Source organism: Sphingomonas sp. Leaf231 (assembly GCF_001421995.1).
Taxonomy (GTDB): Bacteria; Pseudomonadota; Alphaproteobacteria; order Sphingomonadales; family Sphingomonadaceae; genus Sphingomonas.
The window spans coordinates 354796-373723 of the sequence record NZ_LMLS01000002.1; the positions used below are offsets into that span (position 1 = coordinate 354796).

Below are 18928 nucleotides of genomic sequence, written 5' to 3' on the forward strand. Positions count from 1 at the left end.
CCAACTAGACGACGGACGGCGATCGGTCAAGGAAAGGCTGCGCTTGCCGGTTGGAGTATGACGCTCCATTTCCAGCGGGATGGAAGATGCAGCGCCGCAGCCCACGTTCACGGTCGACGGCAACCGGTTGACGCTGCTGGATACCGGACCACGGCGGCTCGACGGATTGCTGGCGCTGATCGCAGGCGCGCACATCTCGCTCCGGATCCTTTATTACATCTATGCCGACGATGCGACCGGGCGACGCGTCAACGCGGCACTGATCGAGGCGGCGCGGCGCGGGGTGGCGGCGACGCTGATCGTCGACGGCTTCGGCAGCGAGGAGGATGCGTTCTTCGATCCGCTGCGCGGCGCGGGCGTATCGGTGTGCCGGTTCTCGCCGCGGTTTGGGCGACGATATCTGCTGCGCAACCATCAGAAACTGGCGCTCGCCGACGCTGAGGGCGCCGACGCAAGAATCATCATCGGCGGCTTCAACATCGAGGACGATTATTTCGGCACCCCTGCGGAGCAGGCGTGGCGCGACCTCGGCTTGCTGGTCGAAGGGCCGGCGGCAGCGCGGATGGCCGGGTATTTCGATGCGCTGGAAACGGGCATCCGCGAGGGCGGGCGGGTGCGCCGCCTGAACAAGGGGCTGGCGCAGTGAAGCGAGCGCGAGGGTCGGTTGCGCTGGCTGATCGGCGGTCCGACACGCCACCTGTCGCCATGGGCACGCGCGATCCGCGCCGACATGAAGCGCGCACGACGGATCGACATCATCGCCGGTTACTTCACGCCCAGCCCCACGGTGCTGCGCCGGCTTGATCGCGCCGGCAAGCGCGCGGCCGAGGTGCGCGTCGTCACGGCCGCACGATCGGACAATAACGTCACGATCGCGGCGTCGCGCTTCACCTATGCCGGGTTGCTGCGCCGGGGCGTGCGCATTTGGGAATATGCGGCCACCAAGCTGCATACCAAGCTGTACGTGGTCGATGACGCGACCTGGATCGGCAGTGCCAATTTCGACATGCGCAGCCTGTTCATCAACCTGGAGTTGATGCTGCGGATCGAGGATGCCGCCTTCGCGGCGCACGCCCGCGGCTATGTCGATCGCGAGGTCGCGCAGTCGAACGAGGTGACGGTCGAGGGCTATCGCGCGGCGACGGGATGGTGGCAGCGCGGCAAGCAGTTCGTCGCCTATCTGCTCACCGCGGTGGCCGACCCGGCGATCTCGCGCGGGCTGAACTTCGGGATCGACGAGGAATAGCGTGCGGTCAGACCTCCGCCAGCGCTTCCTCCTGCTCGCGCACCTGGCGCGCCCACATTTCCGCATAAAGCCCGTCCGCCGCGAGGAGCGCGGCATGCGTTCCGCGTTCGACCACGCGGCCCGCGTCCAGCACCACGATCTGGTCGGCGTGAACGATCGTGGATAGCCGGTGCGCGATCACGATGGTGGTGCGGCCGCGCTCGATCGCCTCCAGCGTTTCCATGATCTCCGCCTCGGTCCGGCTGTCGAGCGCACTGGTCGCCTCGTCGAGGATAAGGATCGGCGGATCTTTCAGCAGGGTACGCGCGATCGCCACGCGCTGCTTCTCACCCCCGGACAGCTTCAGCCCGCGCTCGCCGACGCGCGTGGCATAGCCGTCCGGCTGGCGTTCGATGAAGCCGGCGATCGCCGCGCCGCGTGCCGCCTGCTCGATCGCGGCCTGATCGCTGCCGGCGCGGCCATAGGCGATGTTGTAGCCGATCGTGTCGTTGAACAGCACCGTATCCTGCGGGACGATGCCGATCGCGGCGCGCAACGTCGCTTGTTCGACGTGCGCGATGTCCTGCCCGTCGATCGTGATCCGCCCGCTGTCCACGTCGTAGAAGCGGTACATCAACCGCGCGAGCGTCGACTTGCCGGCCCCCGATGGCCCGACCACTGCGCAGGTCGTTCCGGCCGGCACGTCGAGGTCGATGCCCTTCAGGATGGTCATGCCCTTGTCATAGCCGAATACGACCCCCTCGAACCGCACCGCGCCGCGCGAGACGAGCAATGCCGGCGCGTCGGGGGCATCGACGACCTCAGACGGCGTGTCGATCAGGTCGAACATCGCACCCATGTCGATCGCGCCCTGGCGGATCGTGCGATAGACCATCCCGAGCAGGTCGAGCGGGCGGAACAGTTGCGACAGCAACGTCGACACCAGCACGACCTCACCGGCGGTGAACGCACCACGGCTCCAGCCGAGCGCCACCCATGCCATGCCGCCGGCCAGCATCGTGTTGGTGATCGCAGCCTGCCCGACGTTGAGCCATGCCAGACTGTTCTCGCTGACCACCGCGGCATCGGCATAGGCGCGCATCGCACGATCGTAGCGCTGCGCCTCGCGCTCCTCCGCGCCGAAATATTTCACCGTCTCGAAATTGAGGAGTGAATCGACCGCATGCGCCACCGCGCCAGTATCCAGCTCGTTCATCCGCTCACGCAGCGCCGAGCGCCAATCGGTGACGAGGCGGGTGAACCAGATGTACAGCACGACCATCGCCACCGTGCCGGCGACCAGTTGCCACCCGAACTTCACCCAGAAGATGCCGAGCACCAGAGCCAGTTCCAGCACCGTCGGCGCGATGTTGAACAGCAGGAAATAGAGCATCGTGTCGATGCTCTTGGTGCCGCGCTCCACCACCTTCGTCACCGCGCCGGTGCGGCGTTCGAGGTGAAAGCGCAGCGACAGTTGATGGAGGTGACGGAATACGCGGGCCGCCAGCCGCCGGGTCGCTTCCTGTCCGACGCGCTCGAACACGGTGTTGCGAAGATTGTCGAACAACGTGCTGCCGAATCGCGCCGCGGCATAGCCCAGCACCAGCAGCACCACGAGCGACAGTGGCGTGGTCGGCACGGCCATCCCGTCCACCGCACCCTGCAACGCGAACGGCGCGCCATAGACCTGCACCAGCTTCGACAGCACGACCAGTACCAGCGCACCGGCGACGCGCAGCTTCATCCCCGGCGCGTCGGCCGGCCACAGATCGGGCAGGAAACGACGCAACGTCGGCAGCAACGGCCGCTCGACGGCGGAGGAGGTCGATGTATCGGGGGGCATAAGGTGACCGGCATGTCGTGCGTCGCACGGTGGGCGTCAACCGTCCCGTTCCGGGCAGGTGCCGGCGGGAACGACGCGGATACGCGATCGTTCTATAGCCAACGGAGATTGAGATGGAAGCAGCTTTTTTCGTCATGGCGATCATGGGATGCGGCGACGCTTCCGCAGGATGCGCCACTGCCCGTGTCGAGCCGGCGCATTACGCGACCGTCCAGCAATGCCAGGCAGCGATGCCCGCCGCACTCGCGCGCAATACCGACGTGGACTATCCGGTGGTAAGCGCAGCATGCCAGCGGAACGGAGCGCAATTCGTCGACCGCGCGCAGGACAAGGGGCGCGGCTGATCTTCATAGCGTAAGGTGATTTTCAGGAGCGACGGCTCGCCGTGACCAGATAGTCCAGCGCCGTGGACCCGCCCAGTACGAAGCCGCTGGTGCCGACCGACAATCCGGTTACGTCGGTCACCTCCAGTCCTGCCGCTGCGATCATCTCGCATAGCTCGTCCGGGGTCAGGAACTTGTCCCAGTCGTGCGTGCCGCGGGGGATCTGGCCAAGCCGTTCGGCCCCCTCGACCAGCGCGACGCGGGAAAGCCATGTGCGGTTCGGCGTGCTCATCGCCAGTATTCCGCCCGGCGCGATGGTTGCCGCCAGACCTGCCATGAAGGAACGCGGATCGGCGACGTGTTCGATCACCTCCATCGAACAGACGAGATCGAAAGTCTCACCGGCCACGGCCTCGACTCCCCCGGCGCGATAGTCGATCGCCAGCCCGCGTGCCGCGGCGTGAAGGCGGGCGACGGCAATGCTTTCCGCCGCTGCGTCGACGGCGGTCACCTGAGCCCCCATTCGCGCCAGTGGTTCGGCCAGCAGTCCCGCACCGCATCCCATGTCGAGCGCGCGCCTGCCCGCCAGCGGTGTGAAGCTGCGATCGTCGAGGTCCCAATGGCGGTCGATCGCGCCGCGCAAGTACCGCAGGCGTACCGGATTCAACCGGTGGAGCATCGCGGAACTGCCGTTGGGATCCCACCATTCCGCCGCGAGCTTCCCGAAATGAGCCGCTTCGCCGGCCACGATCGAGGCGTGGGGGATGGCGGGGATGGTTGCGGTTGTTACGCTTGCGTCGGTCATGCGTGCTTCCTATCAGGACGCCCCTTCTACCCCAAGGCGTTTGGATCAGCAGTGGCGCGCATCGTCATGAAGTTCGGTGGCACCTCGATGGCGGGGATCGAGCGGATACGCTCGGTCGCGGCACGGGTGAAACGCGAGGCCGCGGCCGGCAACCAGGTGGCGGTGGTCGTCTCCGCGATGGCGGGCGAAACCGACCGGCTGGTCGGTTTCTGCCGCGAAGCGTCGCCGCTGTACGATCCGCGCGAATATGATGTCGTGGTCGCGGCGGGCGAGCAAGTGACCAGCGGGCTGCTGGCGATCGCGTTGCAGGCGATCGGCGTGCCGGCGCGTTCATGGCTGGGCTGGCAATTGCCGATCCACACCGACGACGCGTTCGCCAAGGCGCGGATCGGCACGATCGACACCGATGCGCTCGACGCCAGCCTGTCGGCGGGCGAAGTGGCGGTGATCCCCGGCTTTCAGGGCGTGTCGGCGAACGGCCGGATCACGACGCTGGGACGTGGCGGGTCGGATACGTCGGCGGTGGCGGTGGCGGCGGCGATGAAGGCCGACCGTTGCGACATCTACACCGACGTCGACGGCGTCTACACCACCGATCCGCGGATCGTGCCGCGCGCGCGCAAGCTGGCCAAGGTGACCTATGAGGAGATGCTGGAACTCGCCAGCGTCGGCGCCAAGGTGCTTCAGACCCGCTCGGTCGGGCTGGCGATGAAGGAAAACGTCCGTATCCAGGTGCTGTCGTCGTTCACCGGCGACGATGCACCGATGGCGGACACGCTGCCCGGGACGATGATCGTGGGCGAAGAGGAGGCAGCCTCCAAGGAGAATGGCGACGTGGAACGGCAATTGATCACCGGCATCGCGCACGACAAGAACGAGGCGAAGATCACGTTGACCAGCGTGCCCGACAAGCCCGGTTCGGTCGCCGCGATCTTCGAGCCGCTGGCGGCCGCGAACATCAACGTCGACATGATCATCCAGAACATCGCGCATCGCAGCGCGGGTTCGGGCGATAACGGCAGCACCAGCGCGACCGACGTGACGTTCACCGTGCCCGCCGCGGACCTGCCGCGTTCGATCGAGGCGCTGAACCAGGCGCGCGGGACGATCGGGTTCGGCGACCTGATCCACGACACGCGGGTCGCCAAGATCAGCGTCGTCGGGGTCGGGATGCGCAGCCATGCCGGCGTCGCCAGCACGATGTTCACGACGCTGGGCGCGCGCGGCATCAACATCCAGGCGATCTCGACCAGCGAGATCAAGGTGTCGGTGTTGATCCACGAGGATGAGACCGAGTTGGCGGTGCGCGTGCTGCATACCGCTTACGGTCTGGATGCCGACGAGGCGGCCTGAGGATCACCCAGACCGGGCGGGGATCCGGCTATTCGCCCGGGTGCTGTCCGGCGACCTGTTCGTCGGGGATGCGGGTGCGCGCGGCCTGAAAGCCGAGCGTCGCGCGGCCATGCGCGGTGCCGGCGATGTCCGCGACCAGATACAAGGGACGCCGCTTCGCCTCGATGTAGAGGCGGCCGAGATATTCGCCGATCATCCCCAGCACGAACATCTGGATCGACGACAGCACGACGACGACCAGCATCGTCGAGGTCCAGCCCTGTACGCGGTCGCCGACGAAATAGCCCCAGGCGATATAGAACAGCAGCAGCAGCGAGCAGCCCGCGAGGATCACCGACAGATGGCTCGCCCAGCGCAGGGGCGCGGTCGAGAAGCCGGTGACCGCATCGAGCGCGAGGCGCACCATCTTGCCCAGCGGATAGTTCGTCTCACCCGCGTGCCGCTCTGCACGATCGTAGGGGAAGGGCACCTGCCGAAAGCCGACCCATGCCACCATCCCGCGGATGAAGCGCGCCTGTTCGGGCAACGACAGGAACGCGTCGAGCGCACGGCGGGTCATCAGCCGGAAATCGCCGGTGTCGAGCGGGATCGGCGTGTCGGTCACCCGGTCCAGCACGCGGTAGAAGGCGGCGGCGGTCGCCTTCTTGAACAGCGTCTCGCCCTGTCGTTTGCGGCGCACGGCATAGACGACATCGGCCTGTTCGCGCGCCATCGCCAGCCGCATGTCGGCCAGCAGTTCGGGCGGATCCTGAAGATCGGCGTCGATGATCAGGATCTGCTCGCCCGCGCACAGGTCCAGCCCGGCGGTCAGTGCCAGCTGGTGCCCGTGGTTGCGCGACAGGTTCACCGCGACGACCCGCGCATCGTCCGCCGCGAGCCGCTGCATCGCCGCCCAGCTGCCATCGCGCGAGCCGTCGTTGACCAGCACGATCTCGTGATCGTCGCCCACCGCGCCCCGCGCCGCAGCGGAGACCCGCGCGTGCAGCAGCGGCAGCGTGGCTTCCTCGTTATAACAGGGGACGACGACCGATAGCGCGGGACGATGCATGGCAGCGGCGTCTAGCCCAGCGTCATCCGCGCGTCACGACCTTTACCAGCCGCCCCGGCGTCAACTGCGCATCCTCCTCGATGGCGTTGAGGGTCATGAAGCGATCCCGCTGGAGGGTGTCGTACGCCATCTGCCGCGACAGCGACGCGATCGTGTCGCCACGCTTCACCGCGACGATGCGGATACGACGCCCCGCTTCCTTCTTGTCATAGACCAGCCCGTCGAGGCGGCGCAGGAACGCGACGTCCTGCGGCGGATCGGTCAACGGACGGCCGGTCGCCTTCGCGAGCGCAGCGGCGCGGCGCACCCGTTCGGTGCTGTTGGGGTGGGTGGAGGCCCAGCCCGGCGCCTGTTGCCCGCGATTGCCGGCGGCCTCGGCCTGCAACTGGCTCTGCGCGTCGAGTTGCGCCAGCATGTCGGCGGCGGCATAGGGATCGTACCCGGCGGCGGTAATGTACTTCACGCCCAGCCCGTCGGCGGCATATTCCTGATCGCGGCCGTATTTCAGGACGTACAGCTGCGCCCCGCTGCGCGCCGCCGTGCCGGCCAGCTGCCCGATCGCGCCATTGCCCGCCGCCGCACCGACCACCGCCGCCAGCACGCCGCCGATGGTCGCGCGCTGGTTCCGCGAGGCCGAGTGGCGGGCGGCGACGTGGCCGACCTCATGGCCCATCACCGATGCCAGTTCGGCCTCCGAGTTCATCAGCGCCAGCAATTGCCGGGTGACGTAGATATAGCCGCCCGGGATCGCGAACGCATTCTCGATCGGCGAGTCGAGCAGCGCGACGTTGAAATCGCCCGTTGCGTTCGACAGCCCCGATTGCACTGCCACCTTCTTGCCGACCTGTTCGACATAGGCGGCCTGTGGTCCGGCGTATTTGCCGCCGAATTCGGCGAGCAGCTGTGGATTCGCCCTTGCACCGACGGCCTTGTCGTTGGCCGAGATCGACTGGGCGGCGACGGGTACGGCGGCGGTGGCGAGCGCGGTAGCGAGCAGCACGGATCGGAACACGGATTATTTCTCCCTTGCGGTAACAATGCGGGACGGCGCGGCGGGTTTCGATCGCGGCAGCGGGCTGGCCAATGTTGCGAATGTTGAGGCGCTGGCGGGCGCGAATGTTGCGAATGTTGAGACACTCGCACGACCCGCACCGACTGGTTCGACCGCCGACGCGGCAGCGTAGGCGGGGCGAACGACAGCAGGGGCGGCTCGATGGTGCATGGCGACCACCACCTTACGCTGCAACAGGATGGTAGGACAGCGACGTCGCGGCAGATGGCGATGCCGCGATCGAAGTCCCGGCGACGGTCCGACCCTCGAAAGCGTCGCATCTCGACAGATCATGGCCGCAGGCGCGCCGCCAACACATCGTTCCGTCAGTCACTTAACCCGTTGTTCGGATTTCGTGACCATTGAACGCCTGCAATGTTTGCCGGAGATTCCTGATGTTTGCTTCCATGCCGATCGGTAGGAAAATCGCCGCGGCATTCTGTGCAGTGATCCTGACGGTGCTGGTCATGATGACGGTGCTGTGGACGATCCTGGGGCGGATTGAGGCGACCAGCGGCGTCAGTGCGCGCGGGCAGGACGCCATCACGCAAACGCTGCGGGTCGAGATCGGAATATTGCGCCAAAACAGTCAGATGCGTGGATTTCTGGTCACCGGCGAAGAAAGTTACCTGAAGCAATATCACGAGGGGCGGGAGCAAGCGGACACCGCGGCGGCGGCATTGCGCGCCTTATACGCCGATGTGCCCGCCGCGCGCGCCAGGGTTGACGATTCGCTGGCGCGCGCCGCCGACTGGCGCCGCGACGTCGGCGATCCGATGATCGCCCATGCGCGAATCGATCGACTGGCGGCGCAGGACGCTTTGCGCGCCGTCGGCAAGACGGTGACGGTGACCCCGGTTCTCGCCCCGCTGCGCGCGCTGCGGGACGAGGAAGCGGCGAACGGTCTGGCGGCGCGCGACGCGCGGATCGCCGCCCTGACGACCGGCAAGATCGCCTTGGCGCTGGGTGGATTGGTGATGTGCGCGGTGGCAGGGTTTGCATCGGTGTTGCTGGCGCGTGCGCTGGCCCGTCCGGTCGTGCGGCTGACGGGGATCATGGACACGCTGGCGAAGGGTGACCACGGTCTGACGGTGCCGGATACCGATCGCGGCGACGAACTGGGGCGCATGTCCCGCGCGGTGCTGGTCTTCCGCGATGCCGCCGCGGCCAAGGCGCAGGCCGATGCCGAGCAGCAGCACGTGATGACCGAGGTGGGCGCCGCGTTGACGAAGCTGGCGGATTCGGACCTGCGTGTCACGCTGAGCGGCTTCCCCGCATCCTATGCCGCGCTGGAGCGCGACTTCAACACCGCCGTCGGGCGGCTGTCCTCGGCGCTGGGAACGGTGCGCGGCAGTGCGGGCGGGATCGCCACCAGTACCGCCGAGATGCATGCCGCCACCGACGATCTGGCGCAGCGTGCCGAGCAGCAGGCGGCCAGCCTGGCGGAAAGCGCGGCGGCGGTGACCGAAATCGCGTCGTCGGTGCGCGGCACCGCCGATCAGGCGCAGGCGGCGATCGGCGTGGTCGACCGCGCCACCGCCGACGTGCGGCGCAGCGAGGAGATCGTCGGCCGCACGATGACCGCGATCGGCGATATCGAGCGTTCGTCCAACGAGATCGCGGAGATCATCGCATTGATCGACGGATTGTCGTTCCAGACCAACCTGCTGGCCCTGAACGCCGGCGTGGAGGCGGCGCGCGCGGGCGACGCGGGGAAGGGCTTCGCCGTGGTGGCGAGCGAAGTGCGCGCGCTGGCCGAGCGGTCGGCCAACGCCGCCCGTGACATCAATGCGCGGATCACCAACACGGTGCAGCGCGTGCGCAGCGGCGTGCAACTGGCGCAGGAAACCGACGCGTCGTTGCGCGCGATCACGACCGGGATCGGGGAGATCGCACGGTTCGTGGCGGTGATCGCGGATGGCGCGGGCGCGCAGGCGGCGAGTATCGGGCAGGTCAATGTCGCGATCGGCGAGATGGACGGCGCGACGCAGGCCAATGCGGCGATGGTCGAGCAAGTGACCGCGGCGTGCCGGCTGCTGACCAGCGAAACGGTGACGCTGGAGGGGCAGGTCAACCGCTTCCACGTCGCGGAGGAAGCGGTGGCGGCGATCGCACCGGAGCGCCCCGTCGCAACGCGGCCTGCGGCGGCGCGGCCCCGACCGCGGGCGATGCCGGCGGTGCGCGGGAACCTGGCGTTGAAGGCCGAAGTGGCGGAGGACGACTGGAGTTCGTTCTGACGCGGAGAACGTAGTGGCAGGCGGCCGCAGCCGTTTGCCGCTACGCCCGCCGGATCAGACGCGTTCCGCGGCGTTGACCGCCTCGGCGGCGCGCAGCGCGGCGAGCAGGCGCATCAGCTGGTGCGCGTCATGCACCTCAACGTCGATGACGTTGGTGTGGAATTGCGCGTCGCGGGTGTCGAGCCGCAGGTTGATGATGTTGGCCTTGTGCTGCCCGATGACGGTGGCGAGCATGCCCAGCGCGCCGGGCTGGTTGCGCACCTCCACCGAGATGCGGGCGGTCGCCCCCTCCGTGGCATTGCCCCATTGCACGTCGATCCAGTCGGTCTCGTCATCCGAGCGCTCGGCGAGGTCGGCGAGCACGCGGCAATCGATCGCATGTACCTCGATCGAGGCATCGGGGCGGCGCAACCCGACGATCCGGTCGCCGGGCACCGGATGGCAGCAATCGGCGAGTTCGTAGGCGACCCCGGGCGCCAGTCCGTCGATCGAGATCGCGCTGGATTGCGGCGGGGCGTGCGCGACGTCGGCGCCGCCCGATCCGGGCATCAACGCCTCCATGACTTGCCCGTCGGTCAGCGTGCGGCGCGCGATCGCCTGCATCAGCGCGGGCTCGTCGGGCAGCTTCAGGCGGCGCAGCGCCTCGTCCAGCGCGGTATCGGCCAGCGTCGCGGGCAGCCGCTGGACGATGTCGTCGTACAGCTTGCGCCCCAGCGCCACGGTTTGCCCACGCTCCTCGTTGCGCAGGTGGCGGCGGATCGCGGCCAGCGCCTTGGCGGTGATCGCCACCTTCAGCCACGCCGGCTGCGGCACCTGCGCCTTCGACCGCAGCACCTGCACCTGATCGCCGTTCTCGATCACGGTCGACAGCGGCACGACGCGGCTGTTGATCTTCGCGCCGACCGCCTGGTCTCCGAGGTCGGTGTGGACCGCATAGGCGAAATCGATCGGCGTCGCGCCCTTCGGCAGCTGGATCAGTTCGCCCTTCGGCGTGAAGGCGAAGATGCGATCCTGGTACATCGCGATGCGGGTGTGTTCGAGCAGCTCCTCCGGCGTGGCGGCGGTGTCGAGGATCTCGACCAGATCCTTGATCCAGTCCTGCTGCTGGTCCGGGCGCACCGGATTGCCCGTGCCGGTCGACTGTTTGTAGGCCCAATGCGCAGCCAGCCCGAACTCCGCCTCGGCATGCATGTCGGGGGTGCGGATCTGGATCTCGATGCGGCGGTTCTCGGCGTGGATCACGCTGGTGTGCAGCGAGCGGTAACCATTGCGCTTGGGGGTGGAGATGTAATCCTTGAGCCGTCCCGGCACCGCGGGCCAGCGCCGATGGATGTGGCCGAGCACGCTGTAACAATCCTCGATCGCCGGCACGATGACGCGGAACGCCATGATATCGGACAATTGCTCGAAGCTGATGTGGCGCTCCTGCATCTTGCGCCAGATCGAATAGGGATGCTTCTCGCGGCCCGAGACCTGCGCATCGATCCCGGCGCGGCCGAGCAGCAGCTTCAGCCCCGAGCCGATCTTGGCGATGCGATCCCCGCCCGATCCTTCCTTCAGCTGTTCGAGCCGGCGGGTGATCGATTCGTATGCCTCGGGTTCGAGCTGCGCGAAGGCGAGCGTCTGCATCTCCTTCATGAACTCGTACATCCCGATCCGCTCGGCGAGCGGGGCGTAGATGTCCATCGTCTCGCGCGCGATGCGGCGGCGCTTCTCCGGCTTGGGGATGAAGTGCAGCGTGCGCATGTTGTGCAGCCGGTCGGCCAGCTTCACCAGCAGCACGCGGATGTCGCCCGACATCGCCATCAGGAACTTGCGCAGATTTTCCGCGGCGCGCTCGTTCTCGGTCTGCGCCTCGATCTTGCTCAGCTTGGTCACGCCGTCCACCAGCCGCGCGATGTTCGCGCCGAAGATCCGTTCGATCTCCTCGGAGGTGGCGACGGTATCCTCGACGGTGTCGTGCAGGATCGCGGTGGCGATCGTCTCCCCGTCCAGATGCAATTCGGTCAGGATGCCCGCGACTTCGATCGGGTGGCTGAAATACGGATCGCCGTTCGCGCGCTTCTGCGTCCCATGCGCGTTGACCGAAAAGACGTAGGCGCGGTTGAGCATCGCCTCGTCGGCGTCGGGATCGTAGTCCAGGACGCGATCGATCAGTTCATACTGTCTCAGCACGGGACCACGATGGGGGCGGATATGGCCGTAATGCAACATTGGGTTGCACAAAAAAGCCGGTGCCCGGTGGATTGTGGCAAATAGGCACCGTATTTCCCGGAAAAGCGGTCGGCGCGGACGGGGCGAAGCGCGAGAGGTCCGCCCCGTCCGCCGTCGCTCAGCCGGTCGCCTTGCCCGGCGTGTTCACGCCCATGCTCTGCAGATAGCGTTTCACGTTGCGTGCCGCCTGGCGCAGCCGCTGTTCGTTCTCGACCATCGCAATGCGAACGAAGCCTTCGCCATTCTCGCCGTAGCCGACGCCCGGCGCGACCGCGACCTTGGCGTGGCTGAGCAATTGCTTGGAGAATTCCAGCGACCCGAGATGACGCAATGCCGGGGGCAGCGGTGCCCAGGCGAACATGCTGGCCGGGGGGGCGGGGATGTCCCATCCGGCGCGACCGAAGCTTTCGACCAGCACGTCGCGGCGCTTGTGATACAACACCCGATTCTTCTCGACGATGTCCTGCGGGCCGTTCAGCGCGGCGCAGGCGGCGGCCTGCACCGGGGTGAAGGCACCGTAATCGAGATATGATTTCACGCGGGTCATCGCCGCGATCAGCTTGCGGTTGCCGACCGCGAAGCCGATCCGCCACCCTGCCATCGAATAGGTCTTCGACAGGCTGGTGAATTCGACTGCAACCTCCTTGGCGCCCGGCACCTGCAGGATCGATACGGTCGGCTTGCCGTCGAAATACAGCTCCGAATAGGCGAGGTCGGACAGGACCCACACCTTGTTCTCGCGCGCCCACGCCACCAGCCGTTCGTAGAAGGCGAGGTCGACCGTCTCCGCGGTCGGGTTCGACGGATAATTGACCACCAGCACGCTGGGGCGCGGGATGGTGAATTCCATCGCGCGTTGCAGGCTTTCGAAATAATGTTCGTCAGGCGTGGTCGGCACCGCGCGGATCGTCGCCCCGGCGATGATGAAGCCGAAGGTGTGGATGGGGTAGCTGGGGTTGGGGGCCAGCACGACGTCGCCGGGCGCGGTGATCGCGGTGGCGAGGCTCGCCAGCCCTTCCTTCGACCCCATCGTCACCACGACCTCGGTTTCGGGGTCGATGTCGACGCCGAAGCGCCGGCCGTAGTAGTTCGCCTGCGCGCGCCGCAGGCCGGGAATGCCGCGCGACTGCGAATAGCCGTGCGCATCGGGTTTCTGCACCACCTCGACCAGCTTGGCGATGACGTGCGGCGGCGGCGGCAGATCGGGATTGCCCATGCCGAGATCGATGATGTCCTCGCCACCCGCGCGCGCCTGTGCCCGCATCGCATTCACCTCGGCGATGACGTAGGGCGGCAGGCGCTTCATGCGGTAGAATTCGTCGGACACGGGCAGGGCACTCCTCTCGGTGCGCGCGCTATACCCGCTATCGCATCCGCGCGGCACCCCGGGGCAAGAAAAAGCCATGAGCGCGCCTTCGCCCTGCAACATGGTTACGCTATATCCGGTGCGAAGAGGATAGCCCGCGTGACCGAGCAGAAGCCGCCGAACGAGACGCCGACCCCGAACCTTGCCGACCTTCAGCACTGGACGTGGTTGATGGGGCGTGCGCAGCAGATGATGCTCGAATCGGGCGTGCCGCTCGCACCGCCGGCGCAGGTCGCGGAACAGGCGCGCGATTTCTGGACCGGCTATCTCGACATGTGGCAGCGGTTCGTCGCGCCGCCCGCCGCCGACGCGGCGGAGCGGCCGAAGGAGAAGGACCGCCGCTTCGCCAATCCGGCATGGCGCGCCAACCCGGCGTTCGACTGGATGCGGCAGAGCTACGACCTGATCGCCGACCACATGCTGCGCAGCATCGACGCGCTGGAGGGGGTGGACGACCGGACGCGCGCGCAGCTGCGTTTCGCCACCACCGGCTTCGTGGATGCGATGAGCCCGTCGAACTTCGCCGTGACCAATCCGGAGGTGATCGAGAAGACGATCGAGACGCGCGGGCAGAATTTGCTGACCGGGCTGAACAACATGCTGTCCGACATCGGGAAGGGCCAGCTGACCCACACCGATGGCACCGCGTTCGAGGTCGGGCGCAACCTGGCGGCGACGCCGGGCAAGGTGGTGAAGCGCACGCCGCTGTACGAACTGATTCAGTACGCGCCGACCACGGAGACGGTGCTGGCCACGCCGCTGGTGATCTTTCCGCCATGGATCAATCGTTTCTACATCCTCGATCTGACGCCGGAGAAGAGCTTCATCCGCTGGGCGGTGGCGCAGGGCGTGACGGTGTTCATGGTGTCGTGGAAGTCGGCGGATGCGTCGATGGCCGACGTGGCATGGGACGATTACGTCGCGGCGCAGATCGAGGCGGTCGATACGATCCGCGCGCTGCTGGACGTGCCGGCCGTGCATACGGTGGGTTATTGTGTCGCGGGCACCACGCTGGCGGCGACACTGGCGCTGCTCGCGGCGCGGGGCGAGGCGGACAAGGTGGCGAGCGCGACCTTCCTGACCGCGCAGGTCGATTTCAGCCGCGCGGGCGAATTGCTGCACTTCGTCGACGACGAACAATTGAAGATGATCGGTACGCTCAGCCCGAACGGGTATCTGGACGGACGCTATCTGGCGATGACGTTCAACCTGCTGCGCGGACGCGACCTGATCTGGAACTACGTCACCAACAACTACCTGCTCGGCAAGGATTACGCCCCCTTCGACCTGCTGCACTGGAACGGCGACGTCACCAACCTGCCCGCGAAATGGCACTTGTCGTATCTGACCGATCTGTACCGCGACAACCGTCTGGTGGAGCCCGGCGCGATGCAGGTGGCGGGTGTGCCGCTCGACCTCACCACGGTTCGGACGCCGGCCTACATCCAGGCCGGGCGTGAGGATCATATCGCGCCGGCGGAAAGCGTGTGGAAGCTAACCCATCATCTGCGCGGCCCGCAGCGCTTCGTACTGGCGGGGTCGGGGCATATCGCCGGGGTGGTGAACCCGCCGGCGGCGAACAAATACCAGCATTGGATCAGCGATGCGCCCGCCGAGTCACTCGACGATTTCGTCGCCGCCGCGCGCGAGGTGAAGGGCAGCTGGTGGAACGACTGGGCGGACTGGTTGCGTGGGCGCGGCCCGGACAGCGTGGCCGCGGATGGCGCGCGCGTGCCCGGCACCGGGGCGCTCCCTGCGATCGAGGATGCGCCGGGCAGCTACGTCCGCGCCCGCTGACAATGCTGCGCTGCACAAAAGGGCTTGATACAGGCTGCACGACCCGCTATTGTGCACCGCAGCAAATACGGAGCGGGCACGGATGGTGGACGGAACCGGCAAGATCGAGAGCAAGAAGGCGAGCGCGCCCGTAAAGGGCCGTTCGCGGGGATTGTCGCGGGCGGGCAATGCGAAGCCCGCTGTGCCGGTGTTGCCGCCATTGCCGGCCGAGCCGGAGGTTCCGTCGATCCTTGCCGTCGTCGCGCCAAACGAGCCGGCCCCGGTGGTCGAGCAGACGAGTCCCGACAGCGCCGACTCGCGGCAACAGGCCGATGAACAGCAGCCGGTCGAGCGGCGGGAAGCCGATACCGGCACGCCGGACGACGCGCAGACCGCGCCGGTCGCCGCAGCGCCCGTCACCGAGACCCCTTACGAACCCGCCGCTCCCGCGGCGTCTTTTGAAAAGAAGGAAGCGAATATGAACGAGACCGTCACGTCGTTCGCCGAAAAGGCGCAGGAGCAGACCAAGACCGCGTTCGCGAACGTCGGTGAGCAGACCCGCGGCGCGGTCGAGAAGAGCCGCAAGGTTGCCGAGGACATGGCCGAATTCGGCAAGGGCAATGTCGAGGCGATGGTCGAGTCGGCGCGGATCGCGGCGCAGGCGATCGAGACGATGGGTCAGGAAGCAGCCAGCTTCGCGCGCGCCCGCTACGACAGCACCGCGCAGATGATCCAGACGCTGGCATCGGTGAAGTCGCCGGCCGAGATGATGCAGATCCAGGCGGATTATTTCCGCTCGTCGCTCGACGCGCTGGTCAAGGAAGCGTCGCGTTCGACCGAAGCGACGATGAAGCTGGCCGGCGACGTGGCCAAGCCGCTGCAGAACCGCATGGCGGTGGCCGGCGACAAGTTCCGCACCGCGGGCTGATCCGCTAGCGATCAACGAACGGGGCGGTCGCGGTGACGCGGCCGCCCCGTTTCGCGTCGCGGTGGGGCTTGCCCTTGCCGCTGTCGATGCCATATTCGCGCGGTGTCCATGCAGCAGTTGAATGTTCCGAAGGCCGCGGGCCAGCGTGACGATGCCGACGGTGACGGTGACGGCACCGGGGTCGGCATCGCCACCCGGACGCGGACCCGCACCAAGAAGCCGACGCCGTATCGCGTCCTGATGCTCAACGACGATTACACGCCGATGGAATTTGTCGTGCTGTGCCTGCAACGCTTTTTCCGGATGAGCATGGAGGAAGCGACGCAGGTCATGCTCCACGTCCATCAAAAGGGTGTCGGCGTGTGCGGCGTATTTAGCTACGAGGTGGCGGAGACCAAGGTGACCCAGGTGATGGATTTCGCCCGGCAGAACCAGCATCCGCTGCAATGCACGCTGGAGAAGGCATAACCTGCGACCGGTGTCGCGGAGTTCGCGTCGACCGACGTTCTTTCCAGGGAAATTCCGCCCGCACCGTGCCGGGCACCACTCGGGCTGCTGAATTTGGCGCAGCCCGGAGCAGAAGCGAACTTGCGGATCACGTCAGGGACGCGGCGGCCCGTCGATCGCTCGTCCTCCGTTCCCGCCTTTTCGGTGCCGCATCGTTCGTCCGCACGCTTACGCCCCTCGGTCGCCACAGCCGAGGGGGCGGCGCACGTCGGGCGTGCTGGTCGCGATCGGCGCTGCCTCCGCGCCACGTCAACCGCGCCAGCCCGGTGGCGGGATGACGCCGGCCGTACCGTACGCTGACAGAAGGACGCGCGACCTTCCTCCCTTTGCCGCTTCCCGCTAGGCTGACGGTCCAGCCCCCGCGAATCGTGAGGAAAAACGTCATGGATCCCACCCTGCGCGACCGGGCGGTCGGCCTGTACGACGCCTTCACCCACGAACATCGCGATCGGCGGACCCTGTTGCGACAGATGACGGCGCTCGCCGGATCGGTCGCGGCGGCCGAGGCGCTGATTGTCGGGATCGCGGCGTCGCCCGCCGCCGCCGCGCTGACCGAGCCGGGCGATCCGCGCTTGGTGACGCGCAAAGGCGGCTATGCGATCGGTGGCGGCGCGCGGATGACCGGGTATTTCGCCGCGCCGCGCAATGCGGGCGCGCCGGTCGGCGCGGTGATGGTGATCCATGAGAACCGCGGGCTGCAACCGCATATCGAGGATGTGGCGCGGCGCATCGCGCTGGCCGGGTTCTTCGCGGTCGCTCCCGATTTCCTGTCGGCGCAGGGCGGCACCCCCGCCGACGAGAATGTGGCGCGCGACATGATCGGCACGGCCGACATGGAGGCCGTGGTCGCGGCTGCGGTGGCCACCGTCGGGCGGCTGGGGAAGCTGTCGCATGGCACCGGACGGGTCGGTACGGTGGGCTTCTGCTGGGGCGGGGCGCTGGTCAACCGGGTCGCGCTTGCCGCCGGGCCGGGACTGGCGGCGGCGGTCAGCTATTATGGGCCGGCCCCCGATCCTGCGGAGGCGCCCCGACTGGCCGTGCCGTTGATGCTCCATTACGCCGGCAAGGACGCGCGCGTGGCGCAGACCGGCGCGCCATGGGTGGCGGCGCTCAAGGCGGCGGGCAGGCCGGTCGAGGCGTTCGATTATCCCGGCGTCGACCATGCGTTCAACAACGACACCTCCGCCGAACGGTATGACAAGGCCGCCGCCGACCTGGCATGGGGCCGCACCACCGCCTTCCTCCACCAGCATCTGGATGCACGCACGTGACCCTGACCTTCTTCACCCACCCGATGTCGCGCGGGCGCACCGTCCGCTGGATGCTGGAGGAAGTGGGCGAGCCCTACGACACGGCGCTGATCGACTGGTCCGCCAAGCCCGCCGCGCTGACGGAGGCGAACCCGATGGGCAAGGTGCCGACGATCGTCCACGATGGCGCGGTGGTGAGCGAGGCGGCGGCGATCTGCGCCTATCTGGCCGAGGCGTTCCCCGCCGCCGGGCTGGCACCGCGCGCCAATGAACGCGCGGCTTACCTGCGCTGGCTGTTCTTCGCCGCCGGGCCGCTGGAAGCGGCGATGGTCGACAAGGTGCTGGGCGTGACCGTGCCGGAGGGCAAGCAGGGCATGGTCGGCTATGGTAGCTTCGACCGCGCGGTCGACACGCTGGAACATGCGGTCGCGGCGCACGATCATATCGCGGGCGACCGCTTCACCGCCGCCGATGTGTTCGTCGGCGGCATGGTCGGCTGGTTCACCCAATTCGGCCTGCTGGAAAAGCGCGAGACGTTCATGCGCTATCTCGATCGGCTGCATCAGCGCCCGGCGTGGCAGCGCGCCGTCGCGATCGACGACGCGCTGCTGGCCGAGGCGCCTCAGCGGTAGCGGCGGTCGTTGCGGTCCTGCCGGTCGTTACGATCGTAGCGGACGCGTGCGCTCAACGCATCGAAGCGGCGGTCGAGGTCCTGTCGCTCCCAGCCCGACAGCCCGCCGCTGCGCCGGTAGCGATCCTCCAGCCGTGCGATCTTGCGATATTGGGTGCGCAGCCGACCGGCCTCGCCACGCGACAATTGGCCGCGCCGTACGCCCTGGTCGATCCGCTGGTCCAGCCGGTCGAAGCGCGCATCGATCGACGGACGCGGCGCGGCGGTGGCGGCCATGGGCACGGTGACGCCGGCAAGACCCAGGCCGGCGATCAGCAGGTGAAAACGGTTCATCGTACGCTCCTTTGCACAAGCACCGCATCGGCGGCACA

Annotated in this window: 15 protein-coding genes and 1 pseudogene; 9 read left to right on the top strand and 7 right to left on the bottom strand. The window is 67.5% G+C overall.

The genetic code is table 11. The features are described 5' to 3' along the window. Window positions 1-79: 79 nt before the first annotated feature. Window positions 80-1246, top strand: a pseudogene (locus tag ASE95_RS18565) (phospholipase D-like domain-containing protein). A gap of 7 nt (window positions 1247-1253) precedes the next feature. Here ASE95_RS18565 and ASE95_RS07960 read toward each other — a convergent pair. Continuing rightward, window positions 1254-3068: an ABCB family ABC transporter ATP-binding protein/permease gene (locus ASE95_RS07960; protein WP_056634216.1), complete on the bottom strand. Its 1815-nt coding sequence runs from the start codon at window positions 3066-3068 to the stop codon at window positions 1254-1256. Window positions 3069-3181: 113 nt separating this feature from the next. Here ASE95_RS07960 and ASE95_RS07965 point away from each other — a divergent pair, with 113 nt between their 5' ends. Next, on the top strand, window positions 3182-3412 hold the full coding sequence (locus tag ASE95_RS07965) for a hypothetical protein (protein WP_056634219.1): 231 nt from the start codon (window positions 3182-3184) through the stop codon (window positions 3410-3412). Between the two features lie 22 nt (window positions 3413-3434). Here the strand turns inward: ASE95_RS07965 and ubiG are convergent, their stop codons facing one another. Then, window positions 3435-4196 carry a bifunctional 2-polyprenyl-6-hydroxyphenol methylase/3-demethylubiquinol 3-O-methyltransferase UbiG gene (gene ubiG / locus ASE95_RS07970; RefSeq protein ID WP_056634222.1) on the bottom strand — a complete coding sequence of 254 codons (762 nt, stop codon included), beginning with the start codon at window positions 4194-4196 and terminating at the stop codon, window positions 3435-3437. Window positions 4197-4247: 51 nt separating this feature from the next. Between ubiG and ASE95_RS07975 the strand changes: the two genes are divergently transcribed. Continuing rightward, a complete protein-coding gene (locus ASE95_RS07975) occupies window positions 4248-5549 on the top strand; it encodes an aspartate kinase (RefSeq protein WP_056634225.1) in 1302 nt (433 codons plus the stop codon). A gap of 28 nt (window positions 5550-5577) precedes the next feature. Here the strand turns inward: ASE95_RS07975 and ASE95_RS07980 are convergent, their stop codons facing one another. Continuing rightward, complete coding sequence (locus ASE95_RS07980; protein WP_056634228.1) at window positions 5578-6597, bottom strand: glycosyltransferase family 2 protein; 1020 nt, start codon at window positions 6595-6597, stop codon at window positions 5578-5580. A gap of 22 nt (window positions 6598-6619) precedes the next feature. Next, window positions 6620-7609: a M48 family metalloprotease gene (locus ASE95_RS07985; RefSeq protein WP_056634230.1), complete on the bottom strand. Its 990-nt coding sequence runs from the start codon at window positions 7607-7609 to the stop codon at window positions 6620-6622. Between the two features lie 434 nt (window positions 7610-8043). Between ASE95_RS07985 and ASE95_RS07990 the strand changes: the two genes are divergently transcribed. Then, window positions 8044-9885 carry a methyl-accepting chemotaxis protein gene (locus ASE95_RS07990; RefSeq protein ID WP_082450008.1) on the top strand — a complete coding sequence of 614 codons (1842 nt, stop codon included), beginning with the start codon at window positions 8044-8046 and terminating at the stop codon, window positions 9883-9885. A gap of 54 nt (window positions 9886-9939) precedes the next feature. Here the strand turns inward: ASE95_RS07990 and ASE95_RS07995 are convergent, their stop codons facing one another. Together ASE95_RS07995 and ASE95_RS08000 are read right to left on the bottom strand one after the other, a co-directional pair. Continuing rightward, complete coding sequence (locus tag ASE95_RS07995) at window positions 9940-12060, bottom strand: RelA/SpoT family protein (RefSeq protein ID WP_056635945.1); 2121 nt, start codon at window positions 12058-12060, stop codon at window positions 9940-9942. 157 nt (window positions 12061-12217) lie between these two features. Continuing rightward, window positions 12218-13426: an LL-diaminopimelate aminotransferase gene (locus ASE95_RS08000; protein ID WP_056634236.1), complete on the bottom strand. Its 1209-nt coding sequence runs from the start codon at window positions 13424-13426 to the stop codon at window positions 12218-12220. 210 nt (window positions 13427-13636) lie between these two features. Between ASE95_RS08000 and ASE95_RS08005 the strand changes: the two genes are divergently transcribed. From ASE95_RS08005 to ASE95_RS08025, 5 genes are all read left to right on the top strand, one after another. After that, entirely contained in the window at window positions 13637-15262 is a 1626-nt protein-coding gene (locus tag ASE95_RS08005) for a PHA/PHB synthase family protein (protein ID WP_082450071.1), read from the top strand. An 82-nt stretch (window positions 15263-15344) separates the two neighbouring features. Next, window positions 15345-16169, top strand: coding sequence for a phasin family protein (locus ASE95_RS08010; RefSeq protein WP_056634242.1), 825 nt, complete (start codon window positions 15345-15347; stop codon window positions 16167-16169). A 108-nt stretch (window positions 16170-16277) separates the two neighbouring features. Beyond that, the gene (gene clpS / locus ASE95_RS08015; protein WP_056634244.1) at window positions 16278-16637 is read left to right on the top strand and encodes an ATP-dependent Clp protease adapter ClpS; all 360 of its coding nucleotides are present in this window, start codon (window positions 16278-16280) and stop codon (window positions 16635-16637) included. 422 nt (window positions 16638-17059) lie between these two features. Next, a complete protein-coding gene (locus ASE95_RS08020; RefSeq protein WP_056634246.1) occupies window positions 17060-17947 on the top strand; it encodes a dienelactone hydrolase family protein in 888 nt (295 codons plus the stop codon). Then, window positions 17896-18558, top strand: coding sequence for a glutathione S-transferase family protein (locus tag ASE95_RS08025; protein ID WP_056634249.1), 663 nt, complete (start codon window positions 17896-17898; stop codon window positions 18556-18558). The genes ASE95_RS08020 and ASE95_RS08025 overlap by 52 nt, the downstream gene beginning before the upstream one ends. On the opposite strand, the gene ASE95_RS08030 is transcribed toward ASE95_RS08025, so the two are convergent. After that, window positions 18549-18890, bottom strand: coding sequence for a hypothetical protein (locus tag ASE95_RS08030; protein WP_056634252.1), 342 nt, complete (start codon window positions 18888-18890; stop codon window positions 18549-18551). The two genes, ASE95_RS08025 and ASE95_RS08030, sit on opposite strands and share 10 nt — an antisense overlap. Window positions 18891-18928: the final 38 nt, after the last annotated feature.